Raw genomic sequence first — 16,240 nt, 5'->3', positions numbered from 1 at the left:
GGACACAGATATGGCAAGAGAATACAAAGACGTGGTCGTGGGGCTGGACATCGGCACCGCCAAGGTGATGGCGGTGGTGGCCGAGGTCCTGCCCAATGGCGAACTCAAGCTCGCCGGGCTGGGCGTGGCGCCCAGCAATGGCTTGAAGCGCGGCGTGGTGGTGAACATCGACGCCACGGTGCAGAGCATCCAGCAGGCGCTGAAAGAGGCCGAGCTGATGGCCGACTGCAAGATCCAGCGCGTGTACACCGGCATCACCGGCAGCCACATCCGCGGGCTCAATTCGAGCGGCATGGTGGCGGTCAAGGACAAGGAAGTCACCCAGGCCGACGTGGCGCGCGTGGTGGAGACGGCCAAGGCCATCAACATCTCCAGCGACCAGCGCCTGTTGCTGGTGGAGCCGCAGGAGTTCGTGATCGACGGGCAGGATGTGAAGGAGCCCATCGGCATGAGCGGCATCCGCCTGGAGGCCAAGATCCACATCGTGACCGGCGCGCAGAGCGCGGCCGAGAACATCATCAAGTGCGTGCGCCGCTGCGGGCTCGAAGTGGAGCAGCTGATGCTGAACCCGCTCGCCTCCAGCCAGGCCGTGCTGACCGACGACGAGCGCGAGCTGGGCGTGGCGGTAGTGGACATCGGCGCGGGCACGACCGATGTGGCGATCTTCACCGGCGGCGCGATCCGCCACACGGCCGTGATCCCGATTGCGGGCGACCTCATCACCAGCGACATCGCCATGGCGCTGCGCACGCCCACCAAGGACGCCGAGGACATCAAGGTGGAAAGCGGCTATGCCAAGCAGCTGCTGGCCGACCCCGAGGCGCAGGTGGAAGTGCCGGGCCTGGGCGACCGCAGCCCGCGCATGCTCAGCAAGCAGGCGCTGGCCGGCGTGATCGAGCCGCGCGTGGAAGAGATCTTCTCGCTCGTGCAGCAGGTGATCCGCGAGTCGGGCTACGAAGAGGTGCTGTCCTCGGGCATCGTGCTCACGGGCGGCAGCGCCATCATGCCGGGCATGGTCGAGCTGGGCGAGGACATCTTTCTGAAGCCCGTGCGCCGGGGCATTCCCAAGTATTCGAGCGCGCTGGCCGACATGATCGCCCAGCCGCGCGCCGCCACCGTCATGGGCCTGCTCGAAGAGGCCCGCCTGGCGCGCCTGCGCGGCTTCAAGGTGGCGCAAAAGAGCGGCTCGGTGAAAACCGCGTTCGGCCGCTTCAAGGATTTCATCGTGGGGAACTTCTGACATGTGCTCCCCTCAGCACTGGCTCGCTCGCGCCGGCCCCCATGCGCTTACCTGGCAACGATGGCGGGGCACCGGCCCCCCTTTCGTGCCGCGGACCGCGCCCCACCCGATTTCAATCATCCAGCCGTTTCGGCCCCATGCAATTCACGTGAAAGACTAGGAGCACCCACCATGACCATCGAAATGATCGAAGCCGAAGAATTCAATCAGGGCACCCAGATCAAGGTGATCGGTGTCGGCGGCGGCGGCGGCAATGCCGTCGCCCACATGATCGCCCGCAATGTGCAAGGCGTGGAATTCGTCTGCGCCAACACCGACGCGCAAGCCCTCACGCGCAGCCCCGCGCACCGCACCATCCAGCTGGGCGGCAGCGGCCTGGGCGCCGGCAGCAAGCCCGACAAGGGCCGCGACGCCGCCGAAGCGGCCGTGGAAGACATCCGCAGCGCCATCACCGGCGCGCACATGCTGTTCATCACCGCCGGCATGGGCGGCGGCACGGGCACCGGCGCGGCTCCCGTGATCGCGCGCGTGGCCAAGGAGATGGGCATTCTCACCGTGGGCGTGGTCACCAAGCCCTTCGACTGGGAAGGCGGCCGCCGCATGGCCAATGCCGACAACGGCCTGGCCGAGCTGGAAGCCAACGTCGATTCGCTGATCGTCGTGCTCAACGAGAAGCTGCTGGAAGTGCTGGGCGACGACATCACCCAGGACGAGGCCTTCGCGCACGCCAACGACGTGCTCAAGAACGCCGTGGGCGGCATCGCTGAAATCATCAACGAGTACGGCCACGTCAACGTCGACTTCGAAGACGTGCGCACCGTGATGGGCGAGCCCGGCAAGGCCATGATGGGCACGGCCACGGCGGCCGGCCCCGACCGCGCGCGCATCGCCGCCGAGCAGGCCGTGGCCTGCCCGCTGCTGGAAGGCATCGACCTGTCGGGCGCCAAGGGCGTGCTGGTGCTGGTGACCGCCGCCAAGGGCAGCCTGAAGCTGTCCGAGTCGCGCCTGGCCATGAGCACCATCAATGCCTACGCCTCGCCGGACGCGCACGTGATCTACGGCGCCGCCTACGACGACAGCCTGGGCGAAGAGATCCGCGTCACGGTGGTGGCCACCGGCCTGTCGCGCCAGAACGCACGCCGCCAGCCCATCTCGGTGGTGCAGGGCGGCCTGCGCACCGGCACGGACAACGTGGCCTATCAGATGCCCATGGCCGGCGCAACGCTGGGCGCAGGCCTCGTCGGCGGCGGCACCGCCCAGGCGGACTACGGCAACATGTCGGTGCCCAGCGTGTGGCGCACCAACCGCACCCAGGCGGCAGCGCGCGTGGATGCGCTGTCTTCGGGCGGCATGGACGACCTGGAAATCCCTGCATTCCTGCGCAAGCAGGCCGACTGACGGGCAAGGCCCGCCGGGCCTTTCTTGTTCACAACACCGCCATGTTCCGCAAGGGACTGGCGGTTTTTTCTTGTGGCAGTGGGCCTATTGCCCCCATAGCGGCAGCGATGCCCCATGATGGGGCCTCCCCCCATAAAATCGACCGATGCTCCAGCAACGCACGATCAAGACCTTGACCCGCGCCGTCGGCGTGGGCCTGCACAGCGGCCAGCGCGTCGAATTGACGCTGCGCCCGGCCCAGCCCGACACGGGCATCGTGTTCCGCCGGGTGGACCTGTCCGAGCCGGTGGACATTCCCATCACCGCCATGGCCGTGGTGGACACGCGCATGGCCTCCACCATCGGCGTGGGCGGCGCGAAGGTGCACACGGTCGAGCACCTGATGTCGGCCTGCGCGGGCCTGGGGCTGGACAACCTGTACATCGACATCACCGCCGAAGAGGTGCCCATCCTCGACGGCTCCTCGGCCTCGTTCGTGTTCCTGCTGCAAAGTGCCGGCGTGGAACTGCAGAAGGCGCCCAAGCGCTTCATCCGCGTGACGCGGCCGGTCGAGGTGCGCGAGGGCACGGGCCCGAGCACCAAGTGGGCGCGGCTCGATCCCTACCACGGCTACAAGCTGCGCTTCGAGATCGACTTCGCCCACCCGGCGGTCGATTCGACCGGACAGAGCGTGGAGTTCGATCTGGGCTCGGGCAACTACACCCGCGACATCGCGCGCGCACGCACGTTCGGCTTCACCAAGGACGTGGAAATGATGCGCGCCAGCGGCCTGGCGCTGGGCGGCGGGCTGGACAACGCCATCGTCATGGACGACTACAAGGTGCTCAACAGCGACGGCCTGCGCTACGACGACGAGTTCGTGAAGCACAAGATCCTCGACGCCATCGGCGACCTGTACCTCGTCGGCAAGCCGCTGCTGGCGGCCTACAGCGCGTTCCGCTCGGGCCATGCGATGAACAACCTGCTGCTGCGCGAGTTGCTCGCGCAGGAAGACGCGTGGGAAATCGCCACGTTCGAGAACGAGCGCCAGGCCCCTGCCGGCTTCGCGCAGCCGGTGGCTGCCTGGTAGGCCGGTGAGAGCGGTCGCCGCATGCTGATCTTTCGCTGGCTTGCCACCTTGCTGCTGCTCATGGCGGCCGTGTCGTTCGCGTTCTACGTGGGCACGGGGCAGGCGCGCTACAAGCGCTGGGGGCTCATCATCTTGAAGTGGACGGTGATCGCCGCCTTCGTGTTCTTCGCCGTGCTCATCCTGGGACGCATCGCCTGACCGCAGGGGCGGGATGGCGGCGGGCCAAGGCGCTGGCCTATACTGGCGCCTGCTCCGGGGTGTGCTGATGCGCTGAGATGCGGGCGGCCTGACGAATGTCAGGCTGGCTTGCGAACCCGACGAACTTGATCCGGTTCATACCGGCGGAAGAAGAGCCGACCTCCCGTGACCGTGCCCGCACCCCGCGTGGCACGCACCGCTTCACCAGGCGCCCTGCGCCCGGCCCCGAGCGCAGGTCCATTTCCGGAGCAGCCCCACCGCACCCGGAAACAGGAGACCTGTCCCATGAACGCACCCGAACCCCTCGCCCGCGAAAAATTCGCCGAACTGCTCGCCCTCACCCGCGAGCCCTTTCCCGCATCGCGCAAGGCCTATCTGCCCGGCCACACGCACGCGGATCTGCGCGTGCCGGTGCGCGACATCGCGCTCACCAACGGCGAGCAGGTCAGCGTGTACGACACCTCCGGCCCCTACACCGATCCCGAGGCCGTGATCGACGTGCGTCAGGGCCTGGCCAGCGTGCGCGGCGGCTGGATCGCGGCGCGCGGCGATGTCGAGCATTACGAGGGCCGCCCGCCCGTGGCGCTGGACGATGGCCAAAAGAGCGAGGACGCCGCCCGCCTGGCCCAGTTGCGTGCCGAAGCCGCCGCGCTGCAGCGCCAGCCGCTGCGCGCCAAGAGCGGCGCCAACGTGACGCAGATGCACTACGCGCGCCGCGGCATCGTCACGCCCGAGATGGAATACGTGGCCATCCGCGAGAACGGCCGCCGCGAATGGATGGCGCAGTACATGCAGGATGCGGGCCGCGAGCAGCGGCTGATGGGCAACCCCATGGGTGCGAGCATCCCGAAGATCATCACGCCCGAGTTCGTGCGCGATGAAGTTGCCCGCGGCCGCGCGATCATTCCCGCCAACATCAACCACCCCGAGGTGGAGCCGATGGCGATCGGGCGCAACTTCAAGGTGAAGATCAATGCCAACATCGGCAACTCGGCCGTCACCTCCAGCATCGAGGAAGAAGTGGAAAAGCTGGTGTGGGCCATCCGCTGGGGCGCCGACAACGTGATGGACCTGTCCACCGGCAAGGCCATCCACACCACGCGGGACTGGATCGTGCGCAACTCGCCCGTGCCGATCGGCACGGTGCCCATCTACCAGGCGCTGGAGAAGGTCGGTGGCGTGGCCGAAGACCTGACCTGGGCCATCTTCCGCGACACGCTCATCGAGCAGGCCGAGCAGGGCGTGGACTACTTCACCATCCACGCGGGCGTGCGGCTGGCCTACATCCACCTCACGGCACAGCGGCGCACCGGCATCGTCTCGCGCGGCGGCTCCATCATGGCCAAGTGGTGCATGGCGCACCACAAGGAGAGCTTCCTGTACGAGCACTTCGAGGACATCTGCGACATCATGAAGGCATACGACGTGTCGTTCAGCCTGGGCGACGGCCTGCGGCCCGGCTGCGCATCCGACGCCAACGACGAAGCTCAGTTCGCCGAGCTGCACACGCTGGGCGAACTCACCCAGACCGCCTGGAAGCACGACGTGCAGACCATGATCGAGGGCCCCGGCCACGTGCCCATGCACATGATCCAGGCCAACATGACCGAGCAGCTCAAGACCTGCCATGAAGCGCCTTTCTACACGTTGGGCCCGCTGACCATCGACATCGCTCCGGGCTACGACCACATCGCCAGCGCCATCGGCGCGGCCATGATCGGCTGGATGGGCACGGCCATGCTGTGCTACGTGACGCCCAAGGAGCATCTGGGCCTGCCCGACCGCGACGACGTCAAGCAGGGCATCATTGCCTACAAGATCGCCGCGCATGCCGCCGACGTGGCCAAGGGCCACCCCGGCGCCCGCGCCCGCGACGACGCGCTGAGCCAGGCGCGTTTCGATTTCCGCTGGCAGGACCAGTTCAACCTGGGCCTCGACCCCGACACGGCCAAGGAATACCACGACGAAACGCTGCCGAAAGACAGCGCCAAGGTGGCCCACTTCTGCTCGATGTGCGGCCCCAAGTTCTGCTCGATGAAGATCACGCAGGAGGTGCGCGAGTTCGCCGCCAAGGGCCTGCAGGAAAAGGCGGTGGAGTTCCGCGGCACGGGCGGCGAGCTGTACGTGCCGATCCAGCCGGTCGCCTGAAACCCCTTCAGAAAAAGCGGGCAGCACGCGGCCTGGCCGGGCGGCGCGCTGCGGCGGGCATCAGGCGTGGCTCAGGCGCAGGGCCCGCGATGGATGTCCTGCAGGCGAAGGCACGGCGATGGTGCCGGCTTCGCCTGCGGCCGCCGGCTGCGGCAGCGCGAACCGGCTGATCACGGCCGACAGGTCGTGCGCCTGCCCACGCAGGCTTTCCGCTGCCGCTGCGGATTGCTCCACCAGGGCGGCGTTCTGCTGCGTCATCTCGTCCAGCCGCGACATGGCGGCATGGATGGCCGCGATGTCCTGGTTCTGCGACTGGGTGTGGCTGCGGATCTCGCCCATGGTCTGGGCCGTGTGCTGGATGGTGGAGACCACGCGCTCCATCGTGCGGCCTGCATGCCCGGCCAGGCTGGCGCCCGAGGCCACCTGCTGCACGGAATCGGCGATCAGCGCCTTGATCTCCTTCGCCGCCTCGGCCGAGCGGTTGGCCAGGCTGCGCACTTCGGACGCCACCACGGCGAAGCCCCGGCCCTGGTCGCCGGCGCGCGCGGCCTCCACGGCAGCGTTCAGTGCCAGGATGTTGGTCTGGAACGCGATGGAATCGATCACGCCCGTGATGTCGGCGATGCGGCGCGAGCCCGTGGCAATGCGGTCCATGGTGTCCACGACCTGCGTGACCACGCCGCTGCCTTCCTGCGCCACGCTGGCGGCTTGGGTCGCCAGGGCTTCCGTGCGCTCGGCGGACGCTGCCGCATCCGCCACGCGGCGGGTGACTTGCTCCAGCGAGGCCGCGGTTTCCTGCAGCCGCGCGGCGGCTTCCTCGGTGCGGTTGGACAGGTCGGCATTGCCGCCGGCGATGTCGGTGGAGGCGGCGCTGATGCTCTGCCCCAGGGTCTGCACGCGGTGCACCAGGCTGCGCAGCGCGCCCTGCATCACCGACAGCGAGGTGAGCATGCGGCCGGTTTCGTCGCGCTCGTGGCCGGCGATGTCCTGGCGCAGGTCCAGCCCCGCCACGCGGTCGGCCGTGGCGCTGGCGATGGCGATCGGGCGGGTGATGCTGCGCACCAGCCACAGCGCCAGCAGGGTGCCCAGGGCCAGCGACAGCGCGCCGAAGGCCACCAGCGCCCAGCGCGCCATGCCGCTCAGGCGCGCAACCTGCGCCGCCGCTTCGTCGATGTCCTGCCGCTGCGACTGCGAAAGCGCGTCGAGCGCCGTCAGTAGTGCGGTGGCCGAAGGCAGGAAGCGTTCGCCATAGACCTTGCGGATGCGCTCGGTGAGGCCCGAATCGCGCGCGGCCACCAGTTCCGTCCGTGCGGCCAGGAAGGTGGCGCCCATGGTGCGTACCTGCGCCAGCTGCTGCATGTCTTCGGTGCCTTCGAGCCGCTGGGCGAGCCGGGCGACCAGCGCGTCGTACTGCTGCTGGGTGCGCGCGATGTCCGCGCCGAGGATCTCGCCCACCTCGGGTTCGGAACTGAGCGCCACGGCTTTGTAGCGCTCGGCGTTGATCGCCTGCAGCCGGTACGCATCGGCCACCAGGCGCTCGGTCGCGACGCTGCGCTGCACCATCGCGTCCGTGGCGCGGCCGATGTGGTGCAGCGACCAGATGCCGATGGCCGAGCCCACCAGGCTCAGCGCCAGGACGGCGAGAAAGACGGTCAGCAGGCGCCGGCTCAGCGAGCCGGCGCCTTGGAAGGAGACCGTGGGGGCAGGGGGAGTGAAGGGGTGTGCCATGGAAGGTGCCGGGGTATGAAGGGCGCCAGGGCTGGGCCGAAAGGACACCAGCCGGCGCGATCGCTGTTGGTGCGAATGTGCACCTTATTTGTGACAATTTGTTTTCTGGTGCACGATGCACGGGCATGCGCTAGCGCGTCGGCCCCTTGGTGAATACCCCGTCGGCTATTGGCTGGGCGCCCAATATAGTGATCGCCAATCCGGCCCACGAGGCCGATTTTTTTGTGTGGCGTGGTTATTGCTAACGTCTAAGTAACATTTTGTAGAGGAGAGCCATGAACGCTCTGGGCCGCCTGTCGATTCGCACCCGCCTGTATTTCGGCACGATCTTCTCCCTGGTGCTTCTCGTCGTCATTGGTGCCATGGGCTATCTGTCCCTGGATCGCACGCGCGACACGCTGCAGGTGCTCTTTTCGCAGCGCGTGCAGACGCTGACCGACATGGCCGAGCTGCGCACGACGCTAGGAAACCTGCGCCGGGCCGAGAAGGACATCATCATCAACTTCAACAACTCGGTCGAGGTGTCGGCCCTGCGCGACAGCTGGGGCAAGACGCTCACCGCCCTGCGCAAGAGCCTGGCCGACGTGCGGCAGGCGCAGGCCGGCGATGCCGCGTTCGTCGAGGGCATCGACAAGTCGCTCGCCGAGATCAAGCAGTACGAGACCGGCATTTCGCCGATCTTCGAGCAGATCGAGCGCGCCCAGATCGACGGGGCCGGCGGCGGCGCCTATGCCGACCGCCTCAAGCAGCACATGGAGGCCACCGACCAGCTGTTCGCCAGCCTGGCCACCACCGCCCGCCAGCAGATGGAAGAGGCGCGCCAGGGCGTGGAGGAGCGCACCGCGTTCATGTCCGCCGCGATCGGCGGCGGGCTCCTGCTGGGGCTGGCGGTGCTCATTCCGCTCACGTTCTTCAGCGTGCGCTCCATCACGCAATCGCTGGCCCAGGCGCGCGATCTGGCCGAGCGCATCGCCAGCGGCGATCTGTCGCACGAGGTGCATGCCACGCAGCAGGACGAGGTGGGCCAGCTGGTGACTGCCATGGGCCGCATGCAGGAGTCGCTGCGCGATCTGGTGCGACAGGTGCAGGAGGCCTCGGGCAGCATCTCCACCGCCAGCACCGAGATCGCCTCGGGCAACCACGACCTGAGCCAGCGCACCGAGCAGACGGCTGCCAACCTGGAGGAAACCGCTTCGTCGATGGAGCTGCTGACCAGCACCGTGCAGCAGAGCGCGCAGTCCGCACGGCAGGCGAGCGAATTCGCCACCACCGCGGCCGAAGTGGCCGCGCGCGGCGGCGCCGTGGTGTCGCAGGTGGTCAGCACGATGGGGCAGATCACCGACAGCTCGCGCAAGATCGCGGACATCACCGGCGTGATCGATTCCATCGCCTTCCAGACCAACATCCTGGCGCTCAACGCCGCCGTGGAGGCGGCCCGCGCCGGCGAGCAGGGCCGGGGCTTCGCCGTGGTGGCCAGCGAAGTGCGCAGCCTGGCGCAGCGCAGCGCCGAGGCGGCCAAGGAGATCAAGGGCCTGATCGGCTCGTCGGTGGACCGCGTGGAAGACGGCTCGCGCCTGGTGAGCGAGGCCGGGGCCACGATGAACGAAATCGTGGGCAGCGTGCGCCGGGTGTCGGACATCATTTCCGAGATCACGGCCGCGTCGGCCGAGCAGAGCGACAACATCGGGCAGATCAGCCAGTCGGTGAGCCAGCTCGACCAGATGACGCAGCAGAACGCCGCGCTGGTGGAGGAGTCCACCGCCGCATCGGAATCCTTGCGCGACCAGGCCAACCAGCTCACCCAGGCGGTCAGCCAGTTCAAGCTGAGCGATGCGGCCGACGCAGGGCGGGTGGCTGCACGCGCCAGCGCGTCGCCCGCGGTAGCGCAATCGCAATCGAACGCCAAGGCGCTGCAACTGCGCTGAGGGGGTGATCCTGGGGCTGGCGGGGGGGCGGCGAGACGGGGGCGGGTGCCGTGCCCAAGCCGGCCCCGCAGATGCATTTCGTTGCCGGTGTGCCGCCCGTGCAAACCTGTGGCAACACCGGGAAAACCTCCGGTAAAGCAGGGCCGCCACCCGACCAGTGGCTGGCAAATTGCGGCACCATGCGGGCATGTTCAACCTTTTCGAAAGGCTGGAAATGTCGCGAGACGCTTCGACCCTGCATTCCTTCCCCGGCAGCACCGCCGCCGTGGAAACCCCCTTCACCGCTGCGACCGCTCCGACGTCCCGCCGCCTGCAGGGCCTGGCCGCCGCGTGCGTGGCCGTCCTTCTGGGCGCCGCATCGCTGGGCGCCGAAGCCCAGCCGCGCGACGACCGTCACGAGCAGCGCCATGGCCAGCGCCACGGCGGCCGGCATGACGACCGGGGCCGCGACGACGGGCGCCATGGCGACCGCCGGCACGACGACCGGCGCGGCCCGCCGGCCTACCGCCACCCCGGCCCGCCGCCGCAGGCCTACCACGGCGGCCCGGCGTACCGGCCCGGCCCGCCGATGGTGCACCCCGGCCATCCGCAGATGCATGGGCAGCGCGGCGTCGGCCCGCAGCACAACTGGTATCGCGGCAGCCGCGTGCCGCCCATGTACCGCTCGCACCATTACGTGGTGAACAACTGGCGCCACCACCACCTGGCGCCGCCGCCACGGGGATACCACTGGGTGCAGAACGGGCCGGACTACTTGCTGATCGCCATCGGCACCGGAGTGATCGCGCAGATCGTCTTCCAGTAGGCCGCCGGCCGGCACCGGGGTGGTGCGATGCCCGCGCACCCCGCCGTTCAGTAGCTGCGGCCGCCCTTGTACATGGCGTGCTGGCGCCGGTTGAGCGTGGCCGCCTCGCCCAGGCGCGCCATGGCCGCCCCCGCATGCGCGTGGGTGATGGCCATGCCCAGCGCATCGGCCGCGTCCGAGCCGGGCAGGCCCGGCAGGTGCAGCAGCCGCCGCACCATCTCCTGCACCTGGCTCTTGGCGGCCCGGCCGTGGCCGACCACGGCTTTCTTCATCTGCAGCGCGGTGTATTCGGCCACCGGCAAGTCGCTGGCCACCAGCGCGGTGATGCACGCGCCCCGCGCCTGCCCCAGCAGCAGGGTGGACTGCGGGTTCACGTTCACGAAGACGATTTCCACCGTGGCCACGTCGGGCTGGTAGCGCGCCACCACCTCGGTGATGCCGTCGAACAGCACCTTGAGCCGGCCCGGCAGGTTGCCCAGCGCCAGGGCCGTGGTGCGGATCGTTCCGCTGGCGACGTAGCTCAGCGCGTGGCCGTCCACATCCACCACGCCGAAGCCGGTGGTCTGCAGGCCAGGGTCGATTCCCAGGATTCTCATTTGCTCACTTATTCATAGCATCAATGGCAATAAGCACTAGGGCGTAAGGCCAATCCGGCCTGACAATCTATAAACCGAAATACCAGCGCACGGAGTGGAAGAACACCGGCGCCGCAAAGCACAGCGCGTCCACCCGGTCCAGCAGGCCACCCGCGCCCGTGACCGACTGCCCCTGCATGCCCCAGCTGGTGATGCCGCGGTCGCGCTTGAGCGCCTTCATCACCAGATGCCCCAGGCTGCCCGCCAGGCACGCCAGCAGGGCCATGCCCAGCGCCTGTCCCGGCTTGAACGGCGTGATGAACGACAGCATGACCCCGGCCACGCCGCCCACCGCCACGCCGCTGATCCAGCTCAGCCACTGGAAGCTCTGGCTCACCTGCGGGGCCACCGGCTTGTGGGGAAATTTGCGGCCCAGCAGGTGCTGGGCGATCACGCCGGCCTGCACCACCACGACCAAAAAGAACACCAGGAAGGCGCCCTTGCCTTCGTAGCCCGGGAAGTCGAGCAGCAGCAGCGCGGGCACATGGCTCATGCCGTACACGCACACCATGATCCCCCATTGCAGCTTGGCGTTGCGCTCCAGGAAGCGCTCGGGGTCGTTGGCGAGGGCGCTGGCCACCGGCAGCGCGAGGAAGACGTACACCGGGATGAACACCGTGAACAGGTCGAACTTGCGCGTGCCCACGAGGATGAATTGCAGCGGCAGCACCACGAAAAACGCCAGCACCAGGCTGCGGTGGTCGCCCCGGCGCGTGGGCGAGAGCGTGATGAACTCGCGCAGCGCGAAGAACGCCACGATGGCAAAGAGCACCGTGGCCACGGCATCGCCCAGGGCCCAGCCCACCCAGAACACGGTGGCCATGAACCACGACGTTTTCAAAAGGCTCCAGAAGCGCCGCCATTCCTGCTGGTGCGCCTCGTGCTCGGCCTGGTCCTGCACGCCGGTGCCGCGCGCCTCGCGCAGCGTCTGGAAGAAGGCGTAGAGCGTGACCAGCGAGAGCAGGCCGAACATCGCGACGAAGAGCGCGCCGATCTGCTGCGTGGTGGTGAGGTTGCGAAGGAAGTCGTTCATCTCAGACCTCCCGCAGCGCGATGACGGCGCGGCGCGCGCGGTCCAGGAACGGGCGGCGCTCCTCGCCGGGCTCGACCTGGATCGGTGCGCCGAAGGTCACCGAGCACAGGATGGGCACGGGCACCACTTCGCCCTTGGGCATGACGCGCTGCACGTTGTGGATCCAGGCCGGCACCAGCACCGCCTGCGGGAACATCAGCGCCAGCTTGTACAGGCCCGACTTGAAGGGCTGGGGCTCGTCGCCGTGGCCGCGTGTGCCCTCGGGAAAGATCACGATCGAGTCGCCGCTCGACAGCGCCTGCACCAGCGGGGCCAGGGGGTCGTCGGGCGCGAGCGCGGCGCGCAGGGCCTCGGGCGTGGGCGGCACGGATTCGGCGGCCGTTTCGTGGGGTGCCGGTGCCGGCGCTTCCACGGGCGATCCGTTCTGCGAAATGTAGGCCGCGTTCAGGGCGGTTTGGCTGTCGACCGGGGCCGCCGGGGCGGGGTCGATGGCGGCCGTTTCGGCGCCGGGCGCCGCCGCTGGCGCCGTGGCCGGCGTGCCCGACTGGCGGTCCACATACACCGCGTTGAACACCGCCGAAGTGATCCAGTGCCGAAAGGGCGTCTTGGTCCAGTAGTCCTTGGCGGCGATGGGGCGGGTGATGCTGCGCAGCTCTTGCGGCAGGGCCGCCCAGATCATCACCAGATCGGCGTGGCTCTGGTGGTTGGCGAAATAGATGCGTTGCTCGGCCTTGGGCGGGCAGCCGTACCAGCGCGCCTGGGAGCCGGTGAGAAAACGCACCAGTCCGAGGAGAAAAAGACTCATCAACTTGGAAAGCATGGCGGCGATGATACGGGGGCGTGGCGGGCCGCCGCGCTGGCGTGCAGCGCATGCCGGCCGGCACTGGCCACGGGTTCGGTCCCGCGCCGGGGGGCGTTTCATTTCCGCAAAATGGAATTTTCCAAGTTCGCGCTTCCCTTTCGCAAGGCCACTTCTAGACTGTCCGTACCGCTTCACCGCGGCGATTCCGCTAAAAAAGCAGGGAGTTTCTCCATGAACGTTTCGACCACACGCCGCCAGGCCCTGGTTCTGGGTGCCTCGGGCGCCTTGCCCATGCTGGCGAGGGCGCAGGCCGGCGCCGACTTTCCCACCCACCCCGTGCGACTGATCGTGCCGTTCGCACCGGGCGGCTCCACCGACATCCTCGGGCGGCTGCTGTCCAAGCACCTGTTCCCCGCCAGCGGCCAGCCGATGGTGGTGGAAAACATGGCCGGCGCGGGCGGCAACCTGGGCGCCGCGCTGGTGGCCCGGTCCCCGGCGGACGGCTACACCCTCGAGATCGGCGCCATGTCCACGCATGCCATGAACGGCAGCCTGTACAAGCAACTGGCGTTCGACCCGATGAACGACTTCGACACCGTGGCCATGCTGGCCTATGCGATCAACGTCATCGCCGTGTCTCCCAGCGTGCCGGCGCGCACGTTCCCCGAACTGCTGGCCTACATCCGCGCCAACCCGGGCAAGCTCAACTACGCCTCGGGCGGCATCGGCACCCACAACCACCTCACGCTCGCGCTGCTGGCCAAGACCGCGCAGCTGGACATCGTGCACGTGCCCTACAAGGGCGGCGGCCCGGCCGTCGCCGCGCTGCTGCAGGGCGAATGCCAGATGTTCGCGGGCGGCGCCTCGCTGCTGCTGCCGCATGCGCAGGCCGGCAAGGTGCGCCTGATCGCCGTCACCGAGAAGACCCGCTCCGACCTGCTGCCCGACGTGCCCAGCGCGGCCGAAACGCTCAAGGGCTTCGAGGTGACCAACTGGTACGGCGTGTTCGCGCCCAAGGGGCTGGATGCGGCGCGCCGGTCCCTCATCAACCATGAAATCAACCGGGTGACCGGGCTGCCCGAAGTCGCCGAGCGGCTCAAGGGGCTGGGCATGGTGCGTGCGCCCGTGGACCCGCTCCAGTTGCGCGAGATCCTGCAGGCTGACTACCGGCTGTGGTCTTCCACCATCAAGTCGTTGGGAATCGCCTCCGAATGAATGCCCCACACCCCCTGCCCGTGGCGCTGAACAGCGTCGATTGGAATGCAATGGAATGGAAGCCCGTGCGCCACGGCATCGAGCGCAAGGCTTTCGGCAGCGAGCATGTCACGCTCGCGCTGCACCGGCTGCTGCCGGGGCACGAGCCGCGTCCGCACTCCCATCCCCATGAGCAGGTGGTGTACATCCTGGCAGGCCAGATCGACTTCTATGTCGAGGGCCAGGTGATGCGCCTGGGCCCGGGAAGCCTGCTGGTCGTTCCGCCCAACGCCCTGCATTACGGCGTGGTCGTGGGCGACGAGCCGGTGCTCAATCTCGACGTTTTCACCCCCGCGCGCCCGGAATACATCGCATGACGGCGGCCCGCCCCGGCGCCGCCGACGAGGCCCTCTCCCTGCGCGAGCGGCTGGTGGCGGGCGAATCCCTGTTCGCCACGTTCGTGAAAACCACCTCGCACCAGACGGTGGAGGTGCTGGCCGCCACGGGCCTGGATACCCTGGTGCTCGATGCCGAGCATGCGCCTTTCGGCCCCGAGAGCCTGGACCGCAGCCTGCTCGCGGCGCGCGCCTGCAGCCTGCCGGTGCTGGTGCGCGTGCCCTATCCGCGCGGCGCGGCCATCCAGCAGGCGCTGGACATGGGGGCGGCCGGGGTGATGGTGCCGCACGTGGATTCCGCCGCCATCGCGCTCGAAGTCGTGCGCGCTGCGCGCTATGGCGGCACCCGTGGCTATTCCGCCTCGCCGCGTGCGGGCGGCTACGGCCAGCGCGGCATGGCCGAACACCTGCGGCTGAGCGACGCGCACACCGCCGTGCTGGTGCAGATCGAAAGCGGCGAGGCCGTGGCGCAGGTGCGGGAGATCGCCGCCGTGCCGGGCGTCGATTGCCTGTTCATCGGGCCGGCCGATCTGGCCGTGTCGATCGGGGCCGACAGCCCGGGCGACCCGCGCGTGGCCGAGGCCATCGCCCAGGTGTGCGCCGCAGGCCGCGCCGCGCGCTGCGCCGTGGGGTGCTTCGTGTCCGATGTCGCGCAGGTGGCAGGCCTGCGTTCATTGGGCGTCGCTTTCTTCGTCGTGGGCTCCGACCAGGCGCTGCTGCGCGCCGCGGCGCGGCAGGCCATGGCGGGCGCGCTTGAATCCATGGCGGCTTAAGCCCCGTACTGCATCTTGCGCGTGGCATGTGGCGTGCGCCATACTGCCTAACCCGAGACCGAGAGAGAAACATGAGTACCGAAGTCCGTTCCGTGCAGCGAGCGCTGCTCATCCTTCGTGTGATGAACGAGCGCTCCACCTGGAGCCTGCAAGAGCTGCATCAGCGCACCGGCCTGGCCAAATCCACGCTGCACCGCCTGCTGAGCACGCTCGAATCCGAGAAATACGTGCGCAGCGACCCGCACGCCTATGGCCAATACCAGCTCACGCTCGCCGTGGGCAACCTCAGCAGCGGCATCAACGAAAAGCTGCGCCTTGCCGAAGTGGCAGCGCCGCTGATGATCGCCACCACGCGGCAGATCAAGTGGCCGCTGTCCCTGGGGGTGATCGAGGGGCACCAGATCCGCGTGGTGTTCTGCACCATGCCCTACAGCCCGTACGCGATCCGCCCCTCCAGCCTGGGGCGCCGCTACGAGCTGATCCCCTCTGCGCTGGGCCGCACCTACCTGTCGTTCTGCAGCCGCGCCGAGCGCCGCATCCTGGTGGAGTCGGCCAACCTGCACGGCGACGAAAGCCAGAAGATCACCGACCTGTGGGCCCTGCGCAAGATCGTGCAGCAGACGCGGCGCCAGGGCTACGCCATGCGCCATGCGCGCAGCAATGCCGAAAGCACCGCCTTCGCCGTGCCGGTGTTCGGCGGCGGGGTGCTGCGCGGCACGCTGGTGTATTCGACGTTCGCCAGCCAGATGGACGAGCGCATGCTCAAGCGCTTTTTGCCGCTGGTGCAGGCCACGGCCGACCGCATCGGGGAAGAAGCGGCCATCATGCCCGGCCAGCTGGGCGAGGCGCTGAACAGCCCGCAGGTCTGATCCTTGGCCGTTGCAGGCCGATGGCCAC

Annotated in this window: 15 protein-coding genes and 1 riboswitch; of the genes, 11 read left to right on the top strand and 4 right to left on the bottom strand. The window is 68.6% G+C overall.

The window, feature by feature from the left end; translation table 11 throughout:
• The first annotated feature begins 10 nt into the window (after positions 1-10).
• The 5 genes from ftsA (at position 11) to thiC (ending at position 6,053) form a co-directional block, all read left to right on the top strand.
• Positions 11-1,240: a cell division protein FtsA gene (gene ftsA / locus M5C98_RS20085; protein WP_092741824.1), complete on the top strand. Its 1,230-nt coding sequence runs from the start codon at positions 11-13 to the stop codon at positions 1,238-1,240.
• Between the two features lie 171 nt (positions 1,241-1,411).
• Entirely contained in the window at positions 1,412-2,638 is a 1,227-nt protein-coding gene (gene ftsZ, locus M5C98_RS20080) for a cell division protein FtsZ (RefSeq protein WP_272549194.1), read from the top strand.
• Between the two features lie 145 nt (positions 2,639-2,783).
• Complete coding sequence (lpxC, locus tag M5C98_RS20075; RefSeq protein WP_272549193.1) at positions 2,784-3,707, top strand: UDP-3-O-acyl-N-acetylglucosamine deacetylase; 924 nt, start codon at positions 2,784-2,786, stop codon at positions 3,705-3,707.
• Between the two features lie 21 nt (positions 3,708-3,728).
• Complete coding sequence (locus M5C98_RS20070; RefSeq protein WP_175537689.1) at positions 3,729-3,905, top strand: hypothetical protein; 177 nt, start codon at positions 3,729-3,731, stop codon at positions 3,903-3,905.
• Positions 3,906-3,950: 45 nt separating this feature from the next.
• Positions 3,951-4,074: riboswitch (TPP riboswitch) on the top strand.
• Positions 4,075-4,190: 116 nt separating this feature from the next.
• Positions 4,191-6,053 (top strand): phosphomethylpyrimidine synthase ThiC, encoded by a 1,863-nt coding sequence (thiC, locus tag M5C98_RS20065; RefSeq protein WP_272549192.1) that lies wholly within the window; start codon positions 4,191-4,193, stop codon positions 6,051-6,053.
• 60 nt (positions 6,054-6,113) lie between these two features.
• Here thiC and M5C98_RS20060 read toward each other — a convergent pair whose 3' ends face one another.
• On the bottom strand, positions 6,114-7,781 hold the full coding sequence (locus M5C98_RS20060) for a methyl-accepting chemotaxis protein (protein WP_272549191.1): 1,668 nt from the start codon (positions 7,779-7,781) through the stop codon (positions 6,114-6,116).
• A gap of 275 nt (positions 7,782-8,056) precedes the next feature.
• Here M5C98_RS20060 and M5C98_RS20055 point away from each other — a divergent pair, with 275 nt between their 5' ends.
• Together M5C98_RS20055 and M5C98_RS20050 are read left to right on the top strand one after the other, a co-directional pair.
• Positions 8,057-9,706, top strand: coding sequence for a methyl-accepting chemotaxis protein (locus tag M5C98_RS20055; RefSeq protein ID WP_272549190.1), 1,650 nt, complete (start codon positions 8,057-8,059; stop codon positions 9,704-9,706).
• Between the two features lie 214 nt (positions 9,707-9,920).
• Positions 9,921-10,511 (top strand): RcnB family protein, encoded by a 591-nt coding sequence (locus tag M5C98_RS20050; RefSeq protein WP_336298487.1) that lies wholly within the window; start codon positions 9,921-9,923, stop codon positions 10,509-10,511.
• A gap of 47 nt (positions 10,512-10,558) precedes the next feature.
• On the opposite strand, the gene ruvC is transcribed toward M5C98_RS20050, so the two are convergent.
• The 3 genes from ruvC to M5C98_RS20035 all read right to left on the bottom strand — a co-directional run bounded on the left by ruvC (position 10,559) and on the right by M5C98_RS20035 (position 12,999).
• Complete coding sequence (gene ruvC, locus M5C98_RS20045; protein WP_272549189.1) at positions 10,559-11,107, bottom strand: crossover junction endodeoxyribonuclease RuvC; 549 nt, start codon at positions 11,105-11,107, stop codon at positions 10,559-10,561.
• Positions 11,108-11,174: 67 nt separating this feature from the next.
• Positions 11,175-12,179 (bottom strand): phosphatidate cytidylyltransferase, encoded by a 1,005-nt coding sequence (locus tag M5C98_RS20040; RefSeq protein WP_272549188.1) that lies wholly within the window; start codon positions 12,177-12,179, stop codon positions 11,175-11,177.
• A gap of 1 nt (position 12,180) precedes the next feature.
• Positions 12,181-12,999 (bottom strand): lysophospholipid acyltransferase family protein, encoded by an 819-nt coding sequence (locus M5C98_RS20035; RefSeq protein ID WP_272549187.1) that lies wholly within the window; start codon positions 12,997-12,999, stop codon positions 12,181-12,183.
• A gap of 213 nt (positions 13,000-13,212) precedes the next feature.
• On the opposite strand from M5C98_RS20035, the gene M5C98_RS20030 reads away from it, so the two are divergent.
• The 4 genes from M5C98_RS20030 (at position 13,213) to M5C98_RS20015 (ending at position 16,212) form a co-directional block, all read left to right on the top strand.
• Positions 13,213-14,196, top strand: a complete 984-nt coding sequence (locus M5C98_RS20030; protein ID WP_272549186.1) for a Bug family tripartite tricarboxylate transporter substrate binding protein — start codon at positions 13,213-13,215, stop codon at positions 14,194-14,196.
• Positions 14,193-14,552 carry a cupin domain-containing protein gene (locus tag M5C98_RS20025; RefSeq protein WP_272549185.1) on the top strand — a complete coding sequence of 120 codons (360 nt, stop codon included), beginning with the start codon at positions 14,193-14,195 and terminating at the stop codon, positions 14,550-14,552. The genes M5C98_RS20030 and M5C98_RS20025 overlap by 4 nt, the downstream gene beginning before the upstream one ends.
• Positions 14,549-15,343 (top strand): HpcH/HpaI aldolase family protein, encoded by a 795-nt coding sequence (locus tag M5C98_RS20020; protein WP_272549184.1) that lies wholly within the window; start codon positions 14,549-14,551, stop codon positions 15,341-15,343. Before M5C98_RS20025 ends, M5C98_RS20020 begins: the two co-directional genes overlap by 4 nt.
• A gap of 71 nt (positions 15,344-15,414) precedes the next feature.
• The gene (locus M5C98_RS20015) at positions 15,415-16,212 is read left to right on the top strand and encodes an IclR family transcriptional regulator domain-containing protein (protein WP_272549183.1); all 798 of its coding nucleotides are present in this window, start codon (positions 15,415-15,417) and stop codon (positions 16,210-16,212) included.
• Positions 16,213-16,240 lie beyond the last annotated feature (28 nt).

The organism is Acidovorax sp. NCPPB 3576 (assembly GCF_028473605.1).
GTDB lineage: Bacteria > Pseudomonadota > Gammaproteobacteria > Burkholderiales > Burkholderiaceae_C > Paracidovorax.
The sequence above is the reverse complement of the archived record's forward strand: the minus strand, read 5'-3'. Positions and strand labels throughout refer to the sequence as shown.

Coding starts and splice junctions, on each gene's coding strand:
- ftsA (WP_092741824.1), top strand. CDS start 11: ATGGCAAGAGAATACAAAGACGTGGTCGTGGGGCTGGACATCGGCACC.
- ftsZ (WP_272549194.1), top strand. CDS start 1,412: ATGACCATCGAAATGATCGAAGCCGAAGAATTCAATCAGGGCACCCAG.
- lpxC (WP_272549193.1), top strand. CDS start 2,784: ATGCTCCAGCAACGCACGATCAAGACCTTGACCCGCGCCGTCGGCGTG.
- M5C98_RS20070 (WP_175537689.1), top strand. CDS start 3,729: ATGCTGATCTTTCGCTGGCTTGCCACCTTGCTGCTGCTCATGGCGGCC.
- thiC (WP_272549192.1), top strand. CDS start 4,191: ATGAACGCACCCGAACCCCTCGCCCGCGAAAAATTCGCCGAACTGCTC.
- M5C98_RS20060 (WP_272549191.1), bottom strand. CDS start 7,781: ATGGCACACCCCTTCACTCCCCCTGCCCCCACGGTCTCCTTCCAAGGC.
- M5C98_RS20055 (WP_272549190.1), top strand. CDS start 8,057: ATGAACGCTCTGGGCCGCCTGTCGATTCGCACCCGCCTGTATTTCGGC.
- M5C98_RS20050 (WP_336298487.1), top strand. CDS start 9,921: ATGTCGCGAGACGCTTCGACCCTGCATTCCTTCCCCGGCAGCACCGCC.
- ruvC (WP_272549189.1), bottom strand. CDS start 11,107: ATGAGAATCCTGGGAATCGACCCTGGCCTGCAGACCACCGGCTTCGGC.
- M5C98_RS20040 (WP_272549188.1), bottom strand. CDS start 12,179: ATGAACGACTTCCTTCGCAACCTCACCACCACGCAGCAGATCGGCGCG.
- M5C98_RS20035 (WP_272549187.1), bottom strand. CDS start 12,999: ATGCTTTCCAAGTTGATGAGTCTTTTTCTCCTCGGACTGGTGCGTTTT.
- M5C98_RS20030 (WP_272549186.1), top strand. CDS start 13,213: ATGAACGTTTCGACCACACGCCGCCAGGCCCTGGTTCTGGGTGCCTCG.
- M5C98_RS20025 (WP_272549185.1), top strand. CDS start 14,193: ATGAATGCCCCACACCCCCTGCCCGTGGCGCTGAACAGCGTCGATTGG.
- M5C98_RS20020 (WP_272549184.1), top strand. CDS start 14,549: ATGACGGCGGCCCGCCCCGGCGCCGCCGACGAGGCCCTCTCCCTGCGC.
- M5C98_RS20015 (WP_272549183.1), top strand. CDS start 15,415: ATGAGTACCGAAGTCCGTTCCGTGCAGCGAGCGCTGCTCATCCTTCGT.